This is a genomic window from Kribbella sandramycini, assembly GCF_013131805.1.
GTDB classification, from domain to species: domain Bacteria; phylum Actinomycetota; class Actinomycetes; order Propionibacteriales; family Kribbellaceae; genus Kribbella; species Kribbella sandramycini.
Window position 1 is genome coordinate 151,652 of the sequence record NZ_JABJRC010000009.1, and the last position, 21,070, is coordinate 172,721.

At 67.7% G+C, this 21,070-nt stretch carries 18 protein-coding genes; 16 read left to right on the forward strand and 2 right to left on the reverse strand.

The features are described from left to right. Positions 1–125: 125 nt before the first annotated feature. Entirely contained in the window at positions 126–1,307 is a 1,182-nt protein-coding gene (locus tag HPO96_RS30755; protein ID WP_171677887.1) for an amidohydrolase, read from the reverse strand. A gap of 259 nt (positions 1,308–1,566) precedes the next feature. Between HPO96_RS30755 and HPO96_RS30760 the strand changes: the two genes are divergently transcribed. The 16 genes from HPO96_RS30760 (at position 1,567) to HPO96_RS30835 (ending at position 20,629) form a co-directional block, all read left to right on the forward strand. Further along, positions 1,567–2,646, forward strand: a complete 1,080-nt coding sequence (locus tag HPO96_RS30760; protein ID WP_171677888.1) for a BMP family ABC transporter substrate-binding protein — start codon at positions 1,567–1,569, stop codon at positions 2,644–2,646. Positions 2,647–2,736: 90 nt separating this feature from the next. After that, positions 2,737–4,287: an ABC transporter ATP-binding protein gene (locus tag HPO96_RS30765; protein ID WP_171677889.1), complete on the forward strand. Its 1,551-nt coding sequence runs from the start codon at positions 2,737–2,739 to the stop codon at positions 4,285–4,287. Then, entirely contained in the window at positions 4,288–5,472 is a 1,185-nt protein-coding gene (locus HPO96_RS30770; RefSeq protein WP_171677890.1) for an ABC transporter permease, read from the forward strand. It abuts the gene before it with no gap. Next, positions 5,469–6,755 carry an ABC transporter permease gene (locus HPO96_RS30775; RefSeq protein WP_171677891.1) on the forward strand — a complete coding sequence of 429 codons (1,287 nt, stop codon included), beginning with the start codon at positions 5,469–5,471 and terminating at the stop codon, positions 6,753–6,755. Before HPO96_RS30770 ends, HPO96_RS30775 begins: the two co-directional genes overlap by 4 nt. Before the next feature lie 251 nt (positions 6,756–7,006). Then, positions 7,007–7,399, forward strand: a complete 393-nt coding sequence (locus HPO96_RS30780) for a cytidine deaminase (RefSeq protein WP_337796896.1) — start codon at positions 7,007–7,009, stop codon at positions 7,397–7,399. Continuing rightward, positions 7,396–8,670 carry a thymidine phosphorylase gene (locus tag HPO96_RS30785; protein WP_171677893.1) on the forward strand — a complete coding sequence of 425 codons (1,275 nt, stop codon included), beginning with the start codon at positions 7,396–7,398 and terminating at the stop codon, positions 8,668–8,670. Before HPO96_RS30780 ends, HPO96_RS30785 begins: the two co-directional genes overlap by 4 nt. 136 nt (positions 8,671–8,806) lie before the next feature. Beyond that, complete coding sequence (locus HPO96_RS30790) at positions 8,807–9,409, forward strand: hypothetical protein (RefSeq protein ID WP_171677894.1); 603 nt, start codon at positions 8,807–8,809, stop codon at positions 9,407–9,409. Continuing rightward, positions 9,403–10,374, forward strand: a complete 972-nt coding sequence (locus HPO96_RS30795; RefSeq protein ID WP_171677895.1) for a hypothetical protein — start codon at positions 9,403–9,405, stop codon at positions 10,372–10,374. The genes HPO96_RS30790 and HPO96_RS30795 overlap by 7 nt, the downstream gene beginning before the upstream one ends. Positions 10,375–10,531: 157 nt before the next feature. Beyond that, positions 10,532–11,143 carry a hypothetical protein gene (locus HPO96_RS30800; RefSeq protein WP_171677896.1) on the forward strand — a complete coding sequence of 204 codons (612 nt, stop codon included), beginning with the start codon at positions 10,532–10,534 and terminating at the stop codon, positions 11,141–11,143. A 221-nt stretch (positions 11,144–11,364) separates the two neighbouring features. Further along, positions 11,365–12,126, forward strand: coding sequence for a hypothetical protein (locus tag HPO96_RS30805; protein WP_171677897.1), 762 nt, complete (start codon positions 11,365–11,367; stop codon positions 12,124–12,126). A gap of 126 nt (positions 12,127–12,252) precedes the next feature. Continuing rightward, positions 12,253–12,564 carry a hypothetical protein gene (locus HPO96_RS30810; RefSeq protein ID WP_171677898.1) on the forward strand — a complete coding sequence of 104 codons (312 nt, stop codon included), beginning with the start codon at positions 12,253–12,255 and terminating at the stop codon, positions 12,562–12,564. Then, a complete protein-coding gene (locus tag HPO96_RS30815) occupies positions 12,561–12,833 on the forward strand; it encodes a hypothetical protein (RefSeq protein ID WP_171677899.1) in 273 nt (90 codons plus the stop codon). Before HPO96_RS30810 ends, HPO96_RS30815 begins: the two co-directional genes overlap by 4 nt. 80 nt (positions 12,834–12,913) lie before the next feature. After that, positions 12,914–13,204: a hypothetical protein gene (locus HPO96_RS30820; protein WP_171677900.1), complete on the forward strand. Its 291-nt coding sequence runs from the start codon at positions 12,914–12,916 to the stop codon at positions 13,202–13,204. Positions 13,205–13,223: 19 nt separating this feature from the next. After that, positions 13,224–15,386 carry a DUF6571 family protein gene (locus HPO96_RS30825; RefSeq protein ID WP_171677901.1) on the forward strand — a complete coding sequence of 721 codons (2,163 nt, stop codon included), beginning with the start codon at positions 13,224–13,226 and terminating at the stop codon, positions 15,384–15,386. Between the two features lie 35 nt (positions 15,387–15,421). Next, complete coding sequence (locus HPO96_RS30830) at positions 15,422–16,018, forward strand: hypothetical protein (RefSeq protein ID WP_171677902.1); 597 nt, start codon at positions 15,422–15,424, stop codon at positions 16,016–16,018. A 78-nt stretch (positions 16,019–16,096) separates the two neighbouring features. Beyond that, on the forward strand, positions 16,097–20,629 hold the full coding sequence (locus HPO96_RS30835) for an FtsK/SpoIIIE domain-containing protein (protein ID WP_171677903.1): 4,533 nt from the start codon (positions 16,097–16,099) through the stop codon (positions 20,627–20,629). A gap of 84 nt (positions 20,630–20,713) precedes the next feature. On the opposite strand, the gene HPO96_RS30840 is transcribed toward HPO96_RS30835, so the two are convergent. Next, complete coding sequence (locus tag HPO96_RS30840; RefSeq protein ID WP_171677904.1) at positions 20,714–20,983, reverse strand: hypothetical protein; 270 nt, start codon at positions 20,981–20,983, stop codon at positions 20,714–20,716. Positions 20,984–21,070 lie beyond the last annotated feature (87 nt).

The following is a 21,070-nucleotide window of genomic DNA, read 5'->3' on the forward strand; positions in this document are numbered from 1 at the left end:
TCGGTGGGAGCGGATCTGGGGCACTCACCAACTCGCCTACGGCCGGGTGCTCCGGGGTACGCGCACGCTCGGAGCGGTTGCGTCAGCAGCTGCTCCGCATTGTTGGTGAGTGGTGGCGGTTCGCCCTAGTCGAGGAGGGCGGTGGAGGTCAGGAGGGTGGTGGCTAGGGAGATTGATTCTTCGGAGGGGTCGAAGGTGGGGGTGTGGAGGTCGCCGGTGGTGTCGAGGGTGGGTGGGCGGACGCCTAGGCGGGCCATGGCGCCGGGGACGTGTTCGAGGTACCAGGCGAAGTCTTCGCCGCCGAGGGATTGGTCGGTGGGGCTGATGGCGCCGGCGCCGAGGGTTTGGGTGGCGGCGTTGCGGAGGGTTTCGATGGCGGCGGGGTCGTTCATGACCGGGGGGACGCCGTGGGTGACCTCGGTGTCGACCTGGATGCCGTAGGGGGCGACCAGCTGGTTGGCCAGTTTGGGGATCAGGTCGGCGGCTTGGCGCCAGGCGTTGACGTCGAGGCAGCGGAGGGTGCCTTCGGCTTCGCCTCGCGACGGGATGGCGTTGGCGGCGGAGCCGGAGGTGATGCGGCCCCAGACGAGGGACATGCCGGCCCGGGGGTCGACGCGGCGGGAGAGGGCGGCGGGGAGTTCGGTGACGAGGGTGGCGAGGGCGTAGACCAGGTCGCCGGTGAGGTGCGGGCGGGAGGTGTGGCCGCCGGGGCCGCTGAGGCGGACGAGGATGCGGTCGGCGGCCGCGGTGAGGGCGCCGACGCGGAGGCCGACCTGGCCGACCTGGAGGCGCGGGTCGCAGTGGACGCCGTAGATCCGGCGGACGCCGTCGAGGCCACCGGCCGCGATGACGCCGAGCGCGCCGCCGGGCATCACCTCCTCGGCCGGCTGGAAGATGAGCCGGACCCGGCGGTCCAGGACGCCGTCCCGCGCCATCCCGGCCAGGACGAGGCCGGCGCCGAGCAGGCCGGCGGTGTGGATGTCGTGGCCGCAGGCGTGCGCGACGCCGTCGATCGTGGAGCGCCAGGGCGCCTCGACGCCGTCCGGCACCGGCAGGGCGTCGATATCGGCGCGGAGCGCGACGCAGGAGTCACCGGAGCCGATGTCGCAGATGAGCCCGGTGCCGGTCGGGAGGACGCGCGGCGACAGGCCGGCCTCCTTCAAGCGGCGCTCCAGGAGCTCGGTCGTGCGGACTTCGTGCCAGCCGAGCTCGGGGTGCGCGTGCAGGTCCCGGCGCAGCTCGACCGTGGTCTCGCGAACCTCCTCGACCCGGGCGAGGACGTCGGCGACCAGCAGCTGATGACTCATCCCGCGATTGTGGCACGGGCCTGAATCGTTCACTCACCGTCATACCAGTGCCACCAGAGGGCTTGCGCACCGTGACTACTACCAGGCTGACGGTGATCGCGCCGCAGGAGTTGCGGAAATGTGACGAAAGTGCCGATCACTTTCCGGTATCGAGGCCAACTTGGCGTTCAAAGAAGCACTGGCCGCACCTATAGTCTGCGGATGGCACGCAGGGGCAGGCGTGCGGGCAAACAGACTGGTACGACGAAGGAGACGTCCGGTGAAGAAGTACGTGCGGGGAACCGCGATCGTGGGCGTCCTGACGCTCGCCGTCGCAGCTTGTGGCAGCAAGCCGACCGAAAGCGGCTCGACGGGAGGCTCTGACAACAAGGCCTTCAAGGCGTGCATGGTCTCCGACTCGGGCGGTTTCGACGACAAGTCGTTCAACCAGACGTCGTACAAGGGGCTGCAGGACGCGGTGAAAGCCAAGGGCCTGACCGAGGTCAAGGCGGAGTCGAAGTCGGACAACGACTACCCGACCAACATGACCGCGATGGTCAACGCCAAGTGCAACGTGATCATCTCGGTCGGCTTCAAACTCGAGGACGCCACCGACGACGCGGCCACCAAGAACCCGGACGTCAAGTTCGCGATCGTGGACTCCGCGCCGGCCAAGCCGATCGCGAACGTGAAGCCGCTCGGCTTCAACACCGCGCAGTCGAGCTTCCAGGCCGGTTACCTGGCCGCGGCGATGTCGAAGTCCGGCAAGGTCGGCACCTTCGGCGGCGTCAAGATCCCGCCGGTGACCATCTTCATGGACGGTTTCGCCGAGGGCGTGAAGTACTACAACAAGCAGAAGTCGAAGAATGTCGCCGTGCTGGGCTGGGACGACGTCAAACAAGAGGGTCTGTTCACCGGTGACTTCGAGGACAAGGCCAAGGGCCAGAACAACGCCCAGAACCTGATCACCCAGGGCGCCGACATCATCTTCCCGGTCGCCGGTCCGGCGGGTCTGGGCGGTCTGCAGGCGGCCAAGGCCAGCAACGGCAAGGTCAACGCGATCTGGGTCGACACCGACGGCTGCGAGTCCGCCGCGGAGTACTGCTCGGTGCTGCTGACGAGCGTCAAGAAGGGGATGGACGTCGCCGTCCAGGACGCGATCGTCTCCGTCGTCGACAACAAGTTCGACAACTCGCAGTTCATCGGCACGCTGGAGAACGGCGGCACCTCGCTGGCGCCGTTCCACGAGTTCGACTCGAAGATCCCGGCCGAGCTGAAGACCGAGCTGGAGCAGCTCAAGACCGACATCGTCGGCGGCAAGATCACCATCGAGTCCAAGGCGCAGCCGAAGGCGTCCTGAACCATCGCGTAGTACGGTGCGAGCCAGGAAGGCAGACCGACAGGTCGCGCCTTCCTGGCTCGCGCTACGAGAGGTCCGAGAGGGAAGCGCATGCATCTCGAGCTGTCCGGCCTGACGAAGAGCTTCGGCTCCCTGGTCGCCAACGATCACATCGACCTGGTCATCGAGCCGGGCGAGATCCACTGCCTGCTGGGTGAGAACGGCGCCGGCAAGAGCACGCTGATGAACATGTTGTACGGGCTGCTGCAGCCCGACTCCGGCGAGATCGTCATCGACGGCCGGAAGGTGACCATCACCTCGCCGAGTGACGCGATCAAACACGGCATCGGCATGGTCCACCAGCACTTCATGCTGGTCCCGGTGTTCACCGTCGCGGAGAACATCATGCTCGGCCGGGAGAACACCCACCCCGGCGGCGTGCTGGACCGCAAGAAGGCGAACGCGCTCGTCAGCGAGCTGTCCGAGCGGTACGGCTTCGAGGTCGACCCCGAGGCGCTGGTCGAGGACATCCCGGTCGGCGTCCAGCAGCGGGTCGAGATCATCAAGGCGCTGACGAACGACGCCAGCGTGCTGATCCTGGACGAGCCGACGGCGGTGCTCACACCGGCCGAGATCGACGAGCTGATCGCGGTGATGCGCCAGCTCAAGGAGAACGGCACCTCGATCGTCTTCATCACCCACAAACTCAAAGAGGTCAAGGCGATCGCGGACAAGATCACCGTGATCCGCCGCGGCAAGGTGGTCGGCCAGGCCGAGCCCTCGGCGACCGAGGAGCAGCTGGCCGAGCTGATGGTCGGCCGCGCGGTCGACCTCGTCGTCGACAAGGAGCCGGCCCAGCCGCAGGACGCCGTCCTGCAGGTGACCGGGCTGACCGTGATCGACGAGCGTGGGTTCACCGCCGTCGACAACGTCGACCTGGAGGTCCGGGCCGGTGAGATCCTCGCCGTGGCCGGTGTCCAGGGCAACGGTCAGACCGAGCTGGCCGAGGCGCTCCTCGGTCTGACGCCGATCGCCGCCGGCAGCATCAAGCTGAGCGGCGCGGAGCTGACCGGCAAATCCACCCGGCACCGCCTGGACGCCGGGATCGGCTACGTCCCCGAGGATCGCGGGCACGACGGTTTCGTCGGTTCGTTCACGGTCGCGGAGAACCTCGTCCTCGACCTGTTCCGCAAGGCGCCGTTCGGCAACGGCCTGGCGCTGAACACCGACGAGATCGACAAGAACGCGCACGCCCGGGTCGAGGAGTTCGACATCCGCACCCAGGGCATCGACCTGACCGTCTCGTCGCTGTCCGGCGGTAACCAGCAGAAGGTCGTGCTGGCCCGTGAGCTGTCCCGGCCGCTGAAGCTGCTGGTCGCCTCGCAGCCGACCCGCGGCGTCGACGTCGGCTCGATCGAATTCCTGCACGGCCGGATCGTCCGCGAGCGCGACCAGGGCACCGCCGTCCTGATCGTGTCCACCGAGCTGGACGAGATCGCCGCGCTGGCCGACCGGGTCGCGGTGATGTACCGCGGCAAGGTGGTCGGCGTCGTCCCGGCCGACACCCCGCGCGACGAGCTCGGCCTGATGATGGCCGGCGCCTCCAAGACCGAGGCGCACGATGTCGCGATCGAGAACCCGACCACGTTGGGAACCATCTAGATGAGCACAGCAACTGCCACCCCGCCGGTCGCGAAACCGGAGCGGTCCGGGCTGCCGTCGTGGGCGATCCAGGGCCTCGTCTCGGTCAGCGCGATCGTGCTCGCGCTGCTGGTCGGCGCGATCCTGATCATCGTCGGCGACGACGAGGTGAACGCCGCGGTCAAGTACTTCGGCGCCGCGCCGATGGACACCATCTCGGCCGCGTTCTCCGCGGTCGGCGAGGCCTACCAGGCGCTGGCGGTCGGCGCGATCGGCGGCATCACCCCGATCAGCGAGTCGCTGACCCAGGCGACGCCGCTGATCTGCGGCGGGCTGGCCGTCTCGCTGGCCTTCCGCACCGGTCTGTTCAACATCGGCGCCCAGGGCCAGCTGATCATGGGCGCGATCCTCGCCGGGTACGTCGGCTTCGCGTGGCACCTGCCGCCGGTTCTGCACCTGATCGTCGCGATCGTGGCCGGCCTGATCGGCGGCGCGATCTGGGGCGGCATGGTCGGTCTGCTCAAGGCCCGTACCGGCGCCCACGAGGTGATCGTCACGATCATGCTCAACTACGTCGCGATCTACCTGCTGCAGTGGCTGCTGACGACGTCCACCTTCCAGCGCCCCGGCCGCGCCGACCCGATCTCGCCGATCGTCGACGCGAACGCGCAGTACCCGCAGTTCGGGGACACCCGGCTGCACGTCGGCTTCCTGCTCGCGCTGGTCGCCGCGGTCTTCGTCTGGTGGCTGCTGAACAAGTCGACGATCGGCTTCGAGTTGCGGGCCGTCGGCGCGAACGCCGACGCCTCCAAGACGGCCGGTATGTCGGTCGGCCGCGCGTACGTCGTCGCCATGGTCGTCGCCGGCGCGCTGGCCGGCCTGGCCGGTACCCAGCAGGTGCTCGGCACCGACCTGCCGCTGACGGACGGCGTCGCCGCGTCGGTCGGGTTCGACGCGATCACGGTCGCGCTGCTCGGCCGCGGGACGCCGCTCGGCACCGTGCTGGCCGGTCTGCTCTTCGGCGCGCTGAACGCGGGCGGCCTGCAAATGCAGCTGATCACCCAGACGCCGCTGACCCTGACGACGGTGCTGCAGGCAACGATCGTGTTGTTCGTCGCCGCGCCCGCGCTGGTCCGCTCGATCTTCCGGTTCCTGCCGAAGGATCGCGGCGCCGGCGCCATCCTCGCGAAAGGCTGGAACGGATGAGCGACGTGACGGTTCAGGACACGGTCCCGGCCGCCGCTCCGGCGGCGATCGAGGCCCCGGCCGACCGGGTCCGCCGGTTGCGCGTCGGCGGGCTGATGCTCGTCTTCGCGCTGATCGGCCTCGGGCTGGCGATCTTCACCAAGGGCGGCGAGGCGACCTTCCAGCTCGTCTCCGGCGACCTGCAGAACAACCTGCTCGGCCTGCCCGCGCAGCCGGTCGCGCTGCTGCTCGGCGCGCTCGGTGTGCTGGCCGCGGTTGCCTACGTGCTGCGCCGGGTGCCGCAGAAGTACTCCGGCTGGCTGGCGATCGTGCTCGGCGTCTGCTTCATCGGCGCGTTCCTGTGCTGGGCCGCGGCCGGCAAGACCTTCCCGCTGGCCAACCAGTTCCAGGGCACGCTGAACTTCGCCACCCCGCTGATCCTCGGCGCGCTGGCCGGCGTCCTGTGCGAGCGGGCCGGTGTCATCAACATCGCGATCGAGGGCCAGTTCCTGGTCGGCGCGTTCACCGCGGCGGTGGTCGCGAGTACGACGGGCAGCGCGGTCGCGGCCCTGATCGCGGCCGCGGTCTCCGGCGTCCTGATGGCGCTGCTGCTCGCGGTGTTCTCGATCAAGTACCTGGTCAACCAGGTCGTCCTCGGCGTCGTGCTGGTCGTGTTCGCGACCGGTATCACCGGGTTCCTGTTCGATCAGTTCCTGCAGGAGGACGCGGCCAAGCTGAACACCCCGGACGTGCTGTCCGCGGTGAAGATCCCCGGGCTCGGCGACATCCCGTTCATCGGGCCGATCCTGTTCAACCAGACCGCGCTCGTCTACCTGACCTACATTGCGGTCGCCGTCGTCACGTTCGTGCTCTTCCAGACCCGCTGGGGCCTGCGGGTCCGCGCGGTCGGCGAGCACCCGAAGGCGGCCGACACGGTCGGCATCCGGGTCAAGCGCGTCCGGTACTCCGCCGTCCTCTGGGCGGGGGTGCTGGCCGGTCTCGGCGGCGCGTTCTTCACCGTCGGGTACGCCGGCTCCTTCACCAAGGAGATGACCGCCGGTAACGGCTTCATCGCGCTGGCCGCCCTGATCATGGGCCGCTGGCACCCGATCGGCGCGATGGTCGCGGCGCTGTTCTTCGGTTTCGCCACCCAGCTCCAGTCCCAGCTCCAGATCATCCAGACGCCGATCCCCGGTGAGCTGCTGCTGATGGCCCCTTACCTGGCCACCATCATCGCCGTCGCCGGTCTGGTCGGCCGGGTCCGCGCTCCCAAGGCAGATGGCGAACCGTATGTGACCGAATAACCCACCCATCCGACCTCCCACCCACCCAACCGCACGACCTCGGGCCGGCGACTCCGCCGGCCACCCACCCCACCTCAGGGCTGGCTCCGCACTCCACCCTTTGGTGGGCCGGCCCACGGCGTGGTGGGTGGGCCAACCGCGTGCGGCTGGTACACCCACGGTCGTGTGGGCGGGCCCAGCAAATGGCTGGGTGGGCCCAGCAAAGGCGGGTGGGGGTGGGTGAGGGTGGGGTGGTGAGGGATGCTGGGGTGGTGGATGTGGATTGGGTCGGGTTGCGAGCCGTTGCGGTCGAGGCGATGCGCCGCGCCTACGCGCCGTACTCCGGGTACGCCGTGGGCGCGGCCGGAGTTACGGACGACGGCCGGGTCGTTGCCGGGTGCAACGTGGAGAACGCGTCGTACGGATTGACGTTGTGCGCCGAGTGCGGCCTGGTGTCGGAGTTGCACCGAACCGGCGGCGGCCGGTTGGTCGCGTTCACCTGTGTGGACCACAACGAGGAGTTGCTGACGCCGTGCGGACGGTGCCGGCAGTTGTTGCAGGAGCACGGCGGGCCGGAGTTGCGGATCGAGACCGCGACCGGGAGCCGGCCGCTGCGGGAGTTGTTGCCGGATGCGTTCGGCCCTGAGTTCCTGGAGGAGAAGTGAGCTTCGACGCGGTCGACGTGATCCGCACCAAGCGGGATCGCGGTGAGCTGAGCGACGGGCAGATCGACTGGGTGATCGACGCCTACACCCGCGGCGACGTCGCGGACGAGCAGATGTCGTCACTGGCGATGGCGATCCTGCTGAACGGGATGAACCGCCGCGAGATCGCCCGCTGGACGGCGGCGATGATCGCCTCCGGCGAGCGGATGGACTTCGCGAAACTGTCCCGCCCGACCGCCGACAAGCACTCCACCGGCGGCGTCGGCGACAAGATCACGCTCCCGCTGGCACCCTTGGTCGCCGCCTGCGGCGTCGCCGTCCCGCAGCTGTCCGGCCGCGGCCTCGGCCACACCGGCGGCACGCTCGACAAGCTGGAGTCGATCCCGGGCTGGCGCGCCGCGCTGTCGAACGACGAGATGCTGCGCCAGCTGGAGGACGTCGGCGCCGTCATCTGCGCGGCCGGCGACGGCCTCGCCCCGGCCGACAAGAAGCTGTACGCGCTCCGCGACGTGACCGGCACCGTCGAGGCGATCCCGCTGATCGCCAGCTCGATCATGAGCAAGAAGATTGCCGAGGGCACCGGCGCATTGGTGCTGGACGTGAAGGTCGGCTCCGGCGCCTTCATGAAGGACCTCGCCGACGCGCGCGAGCTGGCCGAGACGATGGTTGCGCTCGGCACCGATGCCGGCGTGAAAACCGTTGCCCTGCTCACCGACATGTCCGTCCCGCTCGGGCTGACCGCCGGGAACGCCCTGGAGGTCCGCGAATCCGTCGAGGTGCTCGCCGGCGGCGGCCCGGCGGACGTCGTCGAGCTCACGGTCGCGCTGGCCGTCGAGATGCTCAACGCGGCCGGCGTCACCGACGTCGACCCGGCCGAGAAGCTGCGCGACGGTACGGCGATGGATGCGTGGCGCGCGATGATCGCGGCCCAGGGCGGCGACCCCGACGCCGAGCTGCCCGTCGCCCCCGAGCAGCACGTCGTCACAGCACCGCAGTCCGGCGTCCTGTCCAAACTCGACGCACTGGCCGTCGGCGTAGCCGCATGGCGCCTCGGCGCCGGCCGCGCCCGCAAAGAGGACCCGGTATCCGCCGTAGCCGGCATCGAACTACACGCAAAACCAGGCGACCCCATCACCGCCGGCCAACCACTCCTAACCCTCCACACCGACAACCCAACCCGCTTCGACCGCGCCCTGGAGTCCCTGACCGACGCAGTCGCCGTCTCAACCTCCTACGAGGCGGGTCCCCTCATCATCGACCGCATCGGCTAACCCTTGCAACAAGGTGCAATAACGAACCACGCGACCACTCAGTGTGATTTAGTGACCGCTTGACCCGTTAGTGTGAAGGGCAGGTTCGTCGACAAGCTCAGGGGAAGAAGTCATGACGAGGTCTCGCGTCTGGTCCGTGCTGCCCGCAGTTGCTCTTGTCTGTTCGTTGGCCGCCTGCGGCGACAACGACGCCAAGTCCAGCAACCTCCCGACCCTCACCGCTGAGCCCAGCACCACGAGCCCGCCCCCCACTCAGTCGGCCTCGCCGAAGCCCACGGCGCTGCCAACCACCAGCACTCAGAAGTACGGCGGGCTGACGGTGATCTTGAACCACCCGAACCCGCCTGCCAACTCCGACGACGTGCTGGCGGCGTACGACAATTTCGAGCGGGCCGCCAACAAGTCGACGGCCACCAATGTCGAGGACCCGACGCTACCGAAGTATGCGGTTGGCGCGGCGCTGACCACGATACGTGCTCAGTTGGCGGATCAGAAGGCGAAAAAGGTCGTGACCGGTGGCCAGGTCAACCTGACCACAAAGGTTCAGATCATCGACCGGATCGGGGCGCTGACCACCTGCTTCGATCAATCGAAGTCGGTATTGGTCAGGGCCAATGGCACCGCTTACGTCGGGCCCGGCACGAAGGCTTTCCCGCGGATCAAGGTCGTTGTCGTCCTTGGAGTTTTCGACGGCCAATGGAAGGTCGCGGAGTACAACATCAAGCGGGAAAAATGCTGAGCCGACAGGTTCTCGCGGCCCTGGGAACGGCATCCGCGGTCACGTTGTCGTTGGTGGCCGGAACTTTGCAGGCTCACGCGGAGCTGGTGCCTCCGCCGCCCACCCCTGGTGCCTCGGGCAACACGATCAGCGTGCGTATCACCGGCACGGGTATTGGTAACGGCAAAGGCGGACGTCCTGGGCGACCTTTGGTCAAACAGGTACCGGTTCCCTGCAACTACATCCAAGGGATGACTGGCAAGCAGTACTACGAGTACATCGCGGGTGGCGCCCCGCTGGGGCGTGACAAGGACGGCGTCCCGTTCAAGCCGCATCCCGGGTACGAGCAGTACAAGGACGACGACGAGGGCCACTGGTACGGCGGTATGTGCTCGTCGGAGCTCTTCGGCCATGACATGGCCGCGTTCAACGAGTTCATTACGAAGTGGTTCGCCGAACATCCGGCGATTTACGTACCTGCGGGGGGACGGCCGCCGGTGCCGCCGGTTCCTCCGGTCGTGTTGCGTGACGCCGCGTTCGAGGCGATGACGGTGCCGCCGCCGGCCATCGACTGGAATCCCAAATATTCGGGTAGCGCTTCGGTGGTCAATCTCGATACCTGGGTCTGGCTGAGGGATCGCCGGACAGTCTTCTTCGTGGAGGCGTCGGTCGACTCGATTGCTGGGCGCATCTCGGCGCGAGTGGATGCCAACTTGACCGGGATGACTGTCAGCACGCCGACTGACGGGTCGGCGGACTGCGCGGACGGCGGTGTTCCTTACGCTCGTGGCGCCGTCGGTGAGTGCAGTATCAAGTTTCGCCGTGCAAGCCCCGCCGGTTCCGGCACGCCGGTCACCGTGCAGACCCGCTGGGAGACGACCTGGCTGTCCAACGGTGTGCCTCAGGGCTTGACCCCAGAGCAACTGGATCCACCTCCGCTGACCACAAACGTCCCTGTCACGGAAGTCCAGACCCACAACCGCTGACGAGACCGAATCTGCCGGTCCCCTTTGCAACAAAGTGCAAGATCGGCCTACGCAACTACTGGATGTGACTCGGTGGTCGCCCGGGTCGATAGTGTGAGGGACAGGTTCGTCGACAAGCTCAGGGGATGATGTGATGACGAAGTCTGGCGTCTGGTCCGTGGTGCTCGCAGCTGCTTTGGCATGTTCCTTGGCCGCTTGCGGCGGTACGGACGCCAGCTCCGGCGACCTGCCGACTCTCACCCCGGAGCCGATCACCAGCACGAGCCCTACCTCCACTCCGAGCACGACTCCGACACCGACCGCGGATCCGACGCAGGTCGTCACGAAGTACAAGGATCTGACGCTGGTGTTCAATCAGCCGGCGAATGTCGCCGTCGAGACCCGCCCTGCGTTGAAAGCCTACAAACTCTTCCAGCAAGCTTTCCGCCGCACTCTGGGCACGAACACCTTCGATCCGTCGCTGAAGACAATTGCCGCCCCGGCCGTCCTCGACTATGTCCAGAAGGTACTGAAGAACCAGACCAAGGACGGCGACCGATTGGGTGGCACTTTGACCGTGACAGCCACGGTGGAAGAAGCCAAGACGGGAATCGTTCTGATCGGGGGTTGCTTCGATCAGTCGAAGAGCTACGGCATCCACTCGGACGGTACCCGGTTCGGCAACGACCTGGTCAAGCGGAAGCCGCGACTGGGGATCCAGGCAATCACTATCCGGAGCGCGGCCGGTTGGCGCGTCAGCGAGTACAAGCTGCAAAGCACACCATGCTGACCAGGTCAGCGAGTTGTCTCGCCGTGGCAGTACTGAGCGTTTCGCTGGCGATCACAACGTCGACGATCGCTTCCGCGGGCTTCGGCGAGGAAGATCCTCCGCCGAGCAAGCCTGTCACCACCGGCGGCACGGTCACGATTACGGTGTCGGGGACGGCGTTGAAGGGTGGGTCTCCGGGGCGTGCGGTGTCGAGGAAGGTGTCGGTGCCGTCGCCTTGCTGGATGGAGCCGAGCTACACGGGCAAGCAGTACTACGAGTTCGTCACAGGCACTGGCCAGTACCGCGAGCGTGGCGGGATGGCTTGGGTGAATCAGCACATGGGTGAGAATCTGACTGCCGAGCCCGGGTACGAGCAGTACAAGGACGACATCACCGGGCGTTGGTGGGGCGGGACGTGTAACTCGGGCAACTACGACGGGCCGACGAAGGAGTTCCTCGAGGTGTCCGCCGCGTACTTCGAGGAGCATCCCTTCACCTTCATCCGCGCCGGTCGTCCGGTCCCGGTGCCGCCGGTGCCGCCGGAGGTGTTGCGCGACGCGGCCATTGCCGAGATGGAGTTGCCGACGCCAACCATCGACTGGAACCCGAAGACGGCTGAGAGCAACGGCACGATCGTCAATCTCGATACCTGGGTCTGGCTGACCGACCGCCGCGACAGCCTGTACGTCGAAGCGACGGCCAACACCATGGGCGGTCCGACCTCGGCCCGAGTGGACGTGATGCTGACCGGTATCACCGTCTCCGCGGACGGTGCGGAGACCGCGGTGTGCGACGGCCCCGGCGTCCCGTACTCGCCCTCGGCCACCGGCGCGTGCGCTATCACCTTGACCCGGCCCGGCCCCACCGCCGTCAGTACGCAGAGCACCTGGCACGCCACCTGGTCCGCGAACGGCGCCCCGCAAGGCGACATCCCCACTCAGCCTGTCGTGACCCCCTCATTGACGACGATCCAGGTGAGCGAAATCGGCACTTACAACCGCTGACCATCCGGTACCCGACCCGCTGCACGAGTGCGTCCTCAGCCGCAGGTTGCTGACCGCGCAGCGGATCGGGTTGCAGGTTGGTGCAAGTTTGGCAGGGGTGGGCCTGGGGTCTGGGAGGATCGGTGGGTGACGTCGCCCGCTGAGCTCGAGAAGAAGGCGCTTCGGCTGCGCGAGATCGCGGGCGATCTGCGCAAGGAGGCTCCGAAGGTGGCGGATCTGCTGAGAGGCGCCAAGGAGCTCCAGACCAAGGAGACCTGGGAAGGGCCGGTGGCTGCCGAGTTCGGTGCTTCGTTGGGCGGCTGGGAGAGCAGCGTCCGAGGCGCGGAGAACGCGATCAGGGACGCGGCGCTGCAGTTCGAGCGGGATGCGAACGCGTTCGACGAACAGGCCGGGGACCAGCGCCGCAAGGAGAAGGAGAAAGCGGCGGGCCCGCGATGATCGGATACGTCTCGATCACGCCGTCACGCGTCCGGCTGCTGGTCAAGGCGCTGGAGGACGTCGGCGCGGCATCCGACCGGTTGCGGACGCGGGTGCGGAACCTGATCCAGCAGGGCACTGAAGCTGGCGGAAGCCCGGCGCCGCTGGTGCGGGAGACGATGCCGTTCGGGTCCGGAGCGTCGTCCGAACTGCGCGATCTGACCGTGTCGACCCGCCAGTCGGCGCAGTCGTACACCCGTCTCCGGCCGAGTACCGGGAAGGTCGGCTGACGCGCGGGCGTCACAGTGTGTGACTGGACCGGCTACAGACTACGATTTCGACGACTGGTTCCTTCGGGGAGGACGGGGCGATGACCGGCGAGGTGCCTAATCCGTACAAGTCCGCTGTTGGGCGTGCGCTGGGGACGGTGCGCGGGCATGCGACGACGGTGTCGACGGCGCTGGATGCGGCGAAGAAGGCTTTTGCCGCGGGCGCCTGGACCGGCGGGACGTCGGCCGCTTTCCTGACCGATCTCACCGGTAACGGGACGAGCGCCAAAGGCGGCGCGGACGCCTGTGTGACGGAGCTCGAGTCGATCTACGCCAAGGAGCCGGACAAGGTCGAGCCGGGCGCCTGGCAGATTCATTGGCGGAACCTGTGACCGGGCGGAGCGTGCCGAGATGGTGATGTCCGGCATCGGGCTGGCGGCGATGGCCGACCTGATCGGCAAGCTGGCCGAGGCGTCGAAGTCCTTGACCGACTCGGCGGGCAGTATGAAGTCCAGCAGTACGCATGTTTTCGGTACGGCGTCCGGTACGACGAAGATCAGCCAGTCGGCCGGCTGGATCAACGACCAGCTCCCAGGCCTGCGGCGTCGGCTCGCGTTGGCCCAGCAGATCGAGGCGCAGACGCAGGGCCCGCAGTCGACGGTCCAGATCGACGAGTCGCTGCTCTCGAACGTCCCGCCGGCACAAGCACAGGCCGATGGCGCCGCCGCGGCCAAGAAGCTGAAGGAATCCGACGGGAAGCTCGATCCGGACCTGATCGCGCAGATCACGAAGTACCAGAACGACCCGTACTTCGCGGCCGGGTTCGCCAGGAGTATGACGCCGACCGAGATGTCGGACTACCTGCTCAGGGTGTCCCGTCAGCGCGACGAAATCATGCGCCACCCGACCTCGCGCACGGCCGCGGAGTACGAGAAGTGGAAGACGAACTACCCGGCGCTGGTCTCCGCAATGGGAACGACGCTCGGTACGGCGACCCGCAACACCGGTGAGCTCGCGCTACCGGCGGATTTCGCGAGGAAGTACGCCGCGGCCATCACCGAGGGTGGGACGCAGCCCGGTGACGGTGGCCAGGTCAAGTACGGCCAAGCCTCCGCACTCACACTGCTGATGCGCTACGGGCAGTACTCCACCGAATTCCTCGGCACGGTCAGCAACACCGTGTACGACTACGAACGTGAGCACGGCAAGAAGGGCCCGGTCTGGCAGCCGCGCAGCTACTACCCGCCGGACCACGCCTTCGGCGGCGCCTACATGCCGGACGGCGGCATCATGCCGGACCCGATGGCGAACATCATGGAGGCGCTGAGCCACAACCCGCAGGCCGCGCAGAACTTCTTCGACGTCGGCAACCCCAACGCCAAGACCGCCGACATCGAGGTCAACGGTCAGAAGCTCAAGGTCAACGACCGGATGAAGTACCTGCTCCAGGCCCGAACCTGGAAGTACGACAACGCCGACGCCCTCGGCAACGCCCTCCAGGCGGCAACCACCAACTGGCGGGACCGTTCCGAGAACGGCCGCATCTCGGCGGTGATCGCGAGCCAGACCTTCCTCCTCCTCGGCCAGAAAGCAGGCGAAGGCAAGAAGAGCGGCGACGTCTGGGCCCTGGGCCTCAACTCCCGCCAAGGCTGGAAACCCGGCACCGACATGCGCGACAGCCTCGCCCACATCCTCGCCAGCTACAGCCCCGACCTGATCCGCGTCGCGGGTACCGAGAATCCGTCCAGTGATCCGCTCGGTGGTGGCTGGACGGCAGAAGCCGGCGACTCTTTCCCACCGGGAGGGCCGTACGGCGCGGTCATGAGCGCGGGCTTGATGAGGAAGCTGCTCGGCGTGGTCGGTGAGGAGCAGAAGAACCTCACCATCGTGTCCACCGGAGTGTTGGCGGCCGGTCAGCTCATGTTCGGTCACTCGATGGCCGAGGCGCTCAAGAAGGATCCGAACGCCGCGGTCGACATGATCAAGGACGACGAGAAGTCGCCGGTCCTGAACGCTGCCGCCACACAGCTGGCCAATACACTCGGCTTCGTCATGACGGCCGGCTACGAAGGCGACAAGACTGACCAGGAGTTCCAGAAGAAGCGGGCCGAGGCCATCTCCAAGGCGCTCGGGGTGGCGCTGAAACTGCCGGTCATTCCGTCGCCGACCGGCGACTGGTCCGGCCTGATCATCGACCAGGCGAAGTCCGCGGCGCTGGACGGGCTCGGGAAGGGCCCAAAACAGGATGCCAAGGAGCTCTACAACCCGGCGGCCGGCGACGGTCAGGACAGTCTGCGGAAGCTGGCCATGAACAGCCTGCTGGCCAATGGGTACTTCGATCCGAAGTTCTACCAGCAGGCCAATACGCCCGATGCACCGAACAAGTTCGTCCCACCGCCGCCGGGAGCCTTCAAGATGGGGCCTGACGGCAAGCCGCTGGTTCCGTTGCGGTTCGACTTCGAGAGCAAGGCGTATCTCGATTGGGGCGAGCGCGGTGGGCAAGCGCCGTACGAATGGATCCAGGGCACAATCGTGGATGTCTACCGGGACGAGTTCCCGCTGTTTGGTGGGTGATGACAAGCATGATCAGCAGCACGGTACGGCGAGGTGTGGTCGCGATCACGGTCGCTGGGATGGTGCTGGCAGGTTGTACCGCAGACCCGGACAAGAAGGTCGGAGCGACGCCGCTGCCGACTGAGAGTGTGACGGGGAAAACGGTTTGCGGGTTCGTGTCCGAGCAGAGCGTCGTCACGGCGATCGGTACCTCGAAGTTCTCGATTCAGGGTGCCAAGACGGACCTGCGTGGCAACAACCGGAACCAGGACGGCTCGAAGCTGAACCAGGCCGGCTGCAGCGTCTACACCAACGACTCTCCGCTCAAGGCGCTGGATATCTCGGTGACGCAGATCGGTGGCGTTGCGCGCTGGGACAACCTGGTGCCCTCGAAGTTGGCGGGCGGCGGAGTGGAGTTCGTCTTCCCGGCGGGTGAAGGAATGGGATTCGCGACCAGCAAGAACGACCTGGACGAGGCAGCTACAGCCCATCTGATCGTCGGCGACTGGCACTACTTCGTCAGCATTCACCCGCGCGTCGATGGCCGGGACGCGATTCAGGACGCGGTGGCGTTGATTCGGCAGACGGTGACGCAGTTGGGTTTGCCGACGACGGGGAAGTTGCCGCGTCCGACGGCTACGCCGGGGGGTTAGGGGCTGGGCGGGCTGGTTTGCGGTCCGGGCGTGGCAGGATCGGTGGGTCGCGCTGGTCGAGGTAAGGGATTGGGACGCATGCGGTTTGTGCTGACGGTGGCTGATCCGGCGGCTGGGAAGAGTGTCGACGTGTTGGTCGATGCTGAGGCCGGGCTGACGGTGGGGGCGTTGGTTCCGCGGTTGGTGGCGGCGGTCGGGCGGGGGACGGCGAGGCCCGGGAATGTGGTCAATCTGCACGAATCGGCGCCGGTCGGGGAGGTCGTGCCGCCGGTGTTCGTGGACGGGAAGCCGGTGGATCCGCGGCTGGCGCTGGCCGCTTCGCCATTGCGCGAGGGGACGCTGCTCAGTATCGGTGACTCGCGCGGTTGTCTGCCGACCGAGCCGCTCGGGGTGGTCGAGGTTCGGGTCGTCAGTGGTCCTGGTGCGGGGTCGGTGCATCGGCTGGGGATGGGCACCTACACGATGGGGAGCTCGGCCGATGCGGGCGTTCGCCTGATCGGCTCCGGTGTTCCGCCGCTGGTGGCGACGCTGAACGTCGCGGTGACCGGGGAAGTGACGATCCGGCCCGAGGAGTTCGGCGGTGCGACCGGGATGGAGCGCCCGATCAATCCGCTGGCCGGCCCGATCGTGATCCCGGACGAGACGGGCGCCGAGGAGACGACGTACGTCCTGGAGCCCGGGCAGCAGCCGGCGCTGGTCGAGCTGGACCGCCGCGACCTGAGCGCGGGGAGCCGCTGGACCGGCAGCGACTGGCCTCCGGGCGCCCAGCTGACCATCGGCCCGGTGATGCTCACCCTCGCCGCCGTCGAGCCTCCGGATGCCTCGCTGTCGCCCAACCCGGCCGGGGGGACGCTCGACTTCAACCGCCCGCCACGCTTGCTGCCGCCGCCGCGAATGACCGAGTTCGCGTTGCCCACCGAGCCGGAGAAGGCCCAGAAACCCACCTTCCCGCTTCTCGTGATGATGTTGCCGCTGGTCGGGAGCGTCACCCTCGCACTGATCCTCAAGCAGCCCGGCATGTTGTTGTTCGGGCTGTTGTCGCCGCTGATGTACGTCGGCCAGTATCTGCAGAGCCGGAAAGAAGGCAAGACCGGATACCGTGTCCAGCTTGCCAAGTACCAGGAACACAAGGCCCGGGTCGAGCGTGATGCCCGCCGGGCACTCGTTGCCGAACGCAACGCTCGGCGCCGCGACCTGCCGGATCCGGCCGCTGTGCTGCTGCTCGCCACCGGTCCGCGTGCTCGCCTGTGGGAACGGCGTCCGACCGACCCTGACTGGTTGGAACTAAGGGTCGGCATCGCGGATCTCCCCAGTGAGGTGATGGTCGAGGACCAGTCGCTCGACAGTCATCTGCGCAAGCGGACCTGGACGGCGCCTGACGTGCCGGCCACCCTTCCGCTCGTCGGCGTCGGTGTGCTCGGTGTCTCCGGCAGCGGCGGTTCGGCCCAGCAAATCGGCGCCTGGCTGGCCGGTCAGCTCGCGGCCCTGCACAGTCCTCGGACGCTGCGCTTGACCGTCCTCTGCCCGCCCGAATCCGCGGCGAACTGGCAGTGGATGCGCTGGCTTCCGCACGTTCGCGGTACCGAGGACGACGGCTTCCTCGGGACGATCGGAAACGACGACGAGACGACCGTACGGCGGATCAACGAGCTGGCCCGGTTGGTCGAGGCGCGCCGGAAGGCGCTGAACTCCCACTCGCCGATCCCGCAACCGGCCTTGTTCGCGGAGCAGATCGTGGTGATCATGGACGGCGCCCGCCGGCTGCGGCTGATCCCCGGTGTGGTCGGGCTGCTGAACGACGGGCCGTCGGTGGGTGTCCGATTCATCTGCTTGGACAGCGACGGGCGGCAGTTGCCCGACGAGGCGAACGCGGTGATCGAGCCGCACGGCCAGTGGTGGCGGCTGCGGCGGACCGGTACGCCGATCATCGACGGCATCCGCCCGGACCTCGTCACTCCGCAGTGGCTCGACCGGCTGGCCCGATCGCTGGCGCCGATCCAGGATGTCTCCGGTGGCGACGACGCTACGTCCGTTCCGGCCTCGAGCCGATTGCTGACGGTGCTCGGGATGGAAACCCCGGCACCCGACCAGCTCGCCAACGGGTGGGCGCTGAGCGGCGGCCGCACCACCTACGCGATGATCGGCGAGGACGCCGAAGGCCCGTTCGGCGTCGACATCGTCCGGGACGGTCCACATGGTCTGGTGGCCGGTACGACGGGCGCCGGAAAGTCCGAGCTGCTCCAGTCGATCATCGCATCGCTTGCCGTTGGCAACCGACCCGACGAGATGACCTTCGTGCTCGTCGACTACAAGGGCGGCGCGGCGTTCAAGGACTGCAGCTACCTGCCGCACACCGTCGGCATGGTCACCGACCTCGACGGTCACCTGACCACGCGGGCCCTCGCCTCGCTGGCTGCTGAGCTGCACCGCCGCGAGCGCCAGCTCGACCGTGCCGGCGCCAAGGACATCGAGGCGTACCTCGAGCGGATGGGCGCGACCGACGAACGGATGCCACGGCTGCTGATCGTGATCGACGAGTTCGCCGCGATGGTGTCCGAGCTGCCCGACTTCGTCACTGGAATCGTCGATATCGCTCGGCGCGGCCGGTCGCTCGGTGTGCACCTGATCCTGGCCACCCAGCGCCCAGCCGGTGTGGTCAGCGATGACATCAAGGCGAACACGAACCTGCGGATCGCACTCCGGGTCACCGATGCCGGGGACAGCTCCGATGTGCTCGAAGCGCCCGATGCGGCGTACATCTCCAAGAGCACACCCGGCCGGGGTTACGCCCGGCTGGGACACTCTTCGTTGATCCCGTTCCAGACCTCCCGCGTCGGTGGCCGCCCACCGGGCCTGGTGGCCGCGACGGTCGGCGTCCGGCCGATCGAGTGGCGTGACCTGGGCCGACCGGCGATCTTCGAGGTGCAGGAGGCCGAGGACGACGTCATGGTGCCGACCGACCTGGCGACGCTGGTGAAGGCTCTGCGGGGTGCGGCGGAGTTGGCCGGGATCGAGACGCCGCCGAGTCCTTGGCTGCCGCCGCTGGGCGACATCATCACCCTGGCCGACTTGGAGGTGGCAGCCGCCGACAAGGACGGCGTGCTGCCGCCGATCCCCTTCGGCCTGACCGACGTGCCGAACCGGCAGGCTCGCGAGGTGGCGACCTACGACCTGGAGTCAGCCGGCCAGCTGGCGATCATCGGAGCTCCCCGCAGCGGGCGCTCGGCCACGCTACGCGCCATCGCCGGCTCGATCGGCCGCTTGATCGAGCCGAGGGATCTGCACCTGTACGGCGTCGATTGCGGTAACAACGCCTTGCTTCCGCTGATCAGCCTTCCGCACACCGGCGCGGTCGTGTCCCGTGAGCAGGTCGACCGGTTGACCCGCTTGACCGGCCGGCTTCAGGCGGTCATCGGCAACCGCCAGCAGCAATTGGCCACGAAAGGCTTCGCCGACGTCGCCGAGCAGCGCAGAGCCGCCCCCGCGGACGAGCGGTTGCCCTATCTCGTCGTCCTGCTCGACCGCTGGGAAGGATTCGTGGCGGCGTTCGAATCGGTCGACGGCGGCCGGCTGGTCGATGCCTGGATGCAGATCCTGCAGGAAGGGGCGGGGGTGGGCGTCAAGGTGGTGATGACCGCGGACCGGACGGCGCTGGTCGGCCGGATCTCCACCCTGATGGAGGACCGGCTGATGCTGCGGATGACCGATCCGTCCGACTTCCTGATGATCGGTATGCCGACCAAGGAGGTTCCGGAGAAGTTCCCGCCCGGCCGGGGATTCCGCTCGTCGGGCCTGCTGGAGACCCAAGTCGCCCTGCTGGACAAGGACGACGACGGCACGGCGCAGGTTGCCGCACTGCACCGGATCGGCGCAGCCGCGACGCCGAAGTCGGAGATCCCGATCGGTCTTCGGCCGTTCCGGGTGGACGCGCTGCCGGCGTCGATCGGCACGGCCGCTGCGTTGGAGCTCGGTCCGCAGCCCTTGCGGCCGACCGAGGTTCTGGTCGGCGTCGGTGGCGACGACCTCGGCATCCGGGCCTTCGACGCGTACGAGCACGGGCCTGGGCTACTGGTAGTTGGGCCACCGCGGTCCGGGCGCAGTACGACGCTGCTGACGATGATCGACTCGGTCACCAGGCGCGGCTGGCAGGTGCTCGCCGTGGTGCCGCGGCGTAGCCCACTGCGGGAGCTGACCGGACAGCCGGGGATCGCCGGGGTGTATGGGGCGGAGGCCGATATCGAGCAGGTCAAGAGTGTCCTGGACGGACTGACCAGCCCCTTCGCGATCGTTGTCGACGACCTGGAGTTGCTCGGCATGGACAGCCCGATGGCCGAGTTGGTGGACGCCCGGGTCGGGTTGCTGCGCGATACCGGCAACCTGGTCATCGGAGCGGGCACAGCCGGCGATCTGACCACGATGTACCGCGGCCCGGCAGCCTCGATGAAGAAGTCCAGGGCCGGTATCGTCCTGAGCCCGCAGAAGTACGACGATGCCGAGATCTTCGGCATCAACCTGCCGCGCGGGATGGCCGGGGGTACTCCGCCCGGCCGGGCGCTGTTCGTCGCCGGCGGCCGCTGGGAACCCGTCCAGGTCGCCGCGCCCGGCGACTGATTGCCCTCGGCAACCTGAAACCGCCGGAACGCGAAAGCCGGCCGGACCTCGATGAGGTCGGCCGGCTCCCGGAGGAGAGCTGGGTCAGCCGCCGGTGGCGGTCTGAATGGCCTGGCGGTTCTTCTCGACCGCGGTCGAGGCGTGCGCCAGGTCGGTCTCGATGTTGCCGATGTTCTTCTCGCACTGGCTCCAGGCCGTGCGGAAGTCGTCGGCGTACTTGCCCTTCCAGGTCGTGCTGGTGACCACACCCGAGGACGCGGTCTTCAGCTGGCTCAGCTGCGTCTGGAACTCGGTCAGCTTCTTCTTCAAAGCTTCCATCTCCGGCAGGCTGCCGCCGACCATGTCTCCCGACATCGGAACTCCCCAATCTCCTGGTGGTGCGAACCAAGCACCTCGTAGCTACAACGTAACGCTCCGGAGGGCCAGTCGACGGCCCCCTCG

Coding starts and splice junctions, on each gene's coding strand:
- HPO96_RS30755 (WP_171677887.1), bottom strand. CDS start 1,307: ATGAGTCATCAGCTGCTGGTCGCCGACGTCCTCGCCCGGGTCGAGGAG.
- HPO96_RS30765 (WP_171677889.1), top strand. CDS start 2,737: ATGCATCTCGAGCTGTCCGGCCTGACGAAGAGCTTCGGCTCCCTGGTC.
- HPO96_RS30770 (WP_171677890.1), top strand. CDS start 4,288: ATGAGCACAGCAACTGCCACCCCGCCGGTCGCGAAACCGGAGCGGTCC.
- HPO96_RS30775 (WP_171677891.1), top strand. CDS start 5,469: ATGAGCGACGTGACGGTTCAGGACACGGTCCCGGCCGCCGCTCCGGCG.
- HPO96_RS30795 (WP_171677895.1), top strand. CDS start 9,403: ATGCTGAGCCGACAGGTTCTCGCGGCCCTGGGAACGGCATCCGCGGTC.
- HPO96_RS30805 (WP_171677897.1), top strand. CDS start 11,365: ATGGAGCCGAGCTACACGGGCAAGCAGTACTACGAGTTCGTCACAGGC.
- HPO96_RS30815 (WP_171677899.1), top strand. CDS start 12,561: ATGATCGGATACGTCTCGATCACGCCGTCACGCGTCCGGCTGCTGGTC.
- HPO96_RS30820 (WP_171677900.1), top strand. CDS start 12,914: ATGACCGGCGAGGTGCCTAATCCGTACAAGTCCGCTGTTGGGCGTGCG.
- HPO96_RS30825 (WP_171677901.1), top strand. CDS start 13,224: ATGGTGATGTCCGGCATCGGGCTGGCGGCGATGGCCGACCTGATCGGC.
- HPO96_RS30835 (WP_171677903.1), top strand. CDS start 16,097: ATGCGGTTTGTGCTGACGGTGGCTGATCCGGCGGCTGGGAAGAGTGTC.
- HPO96_RS30840 (WP_171677904.1), bottom strand. CDS start 20,983: ATGTCGGGAGACATGGTCGGCGGCAGCCTGCCGGAGATGGAAGCTTTG.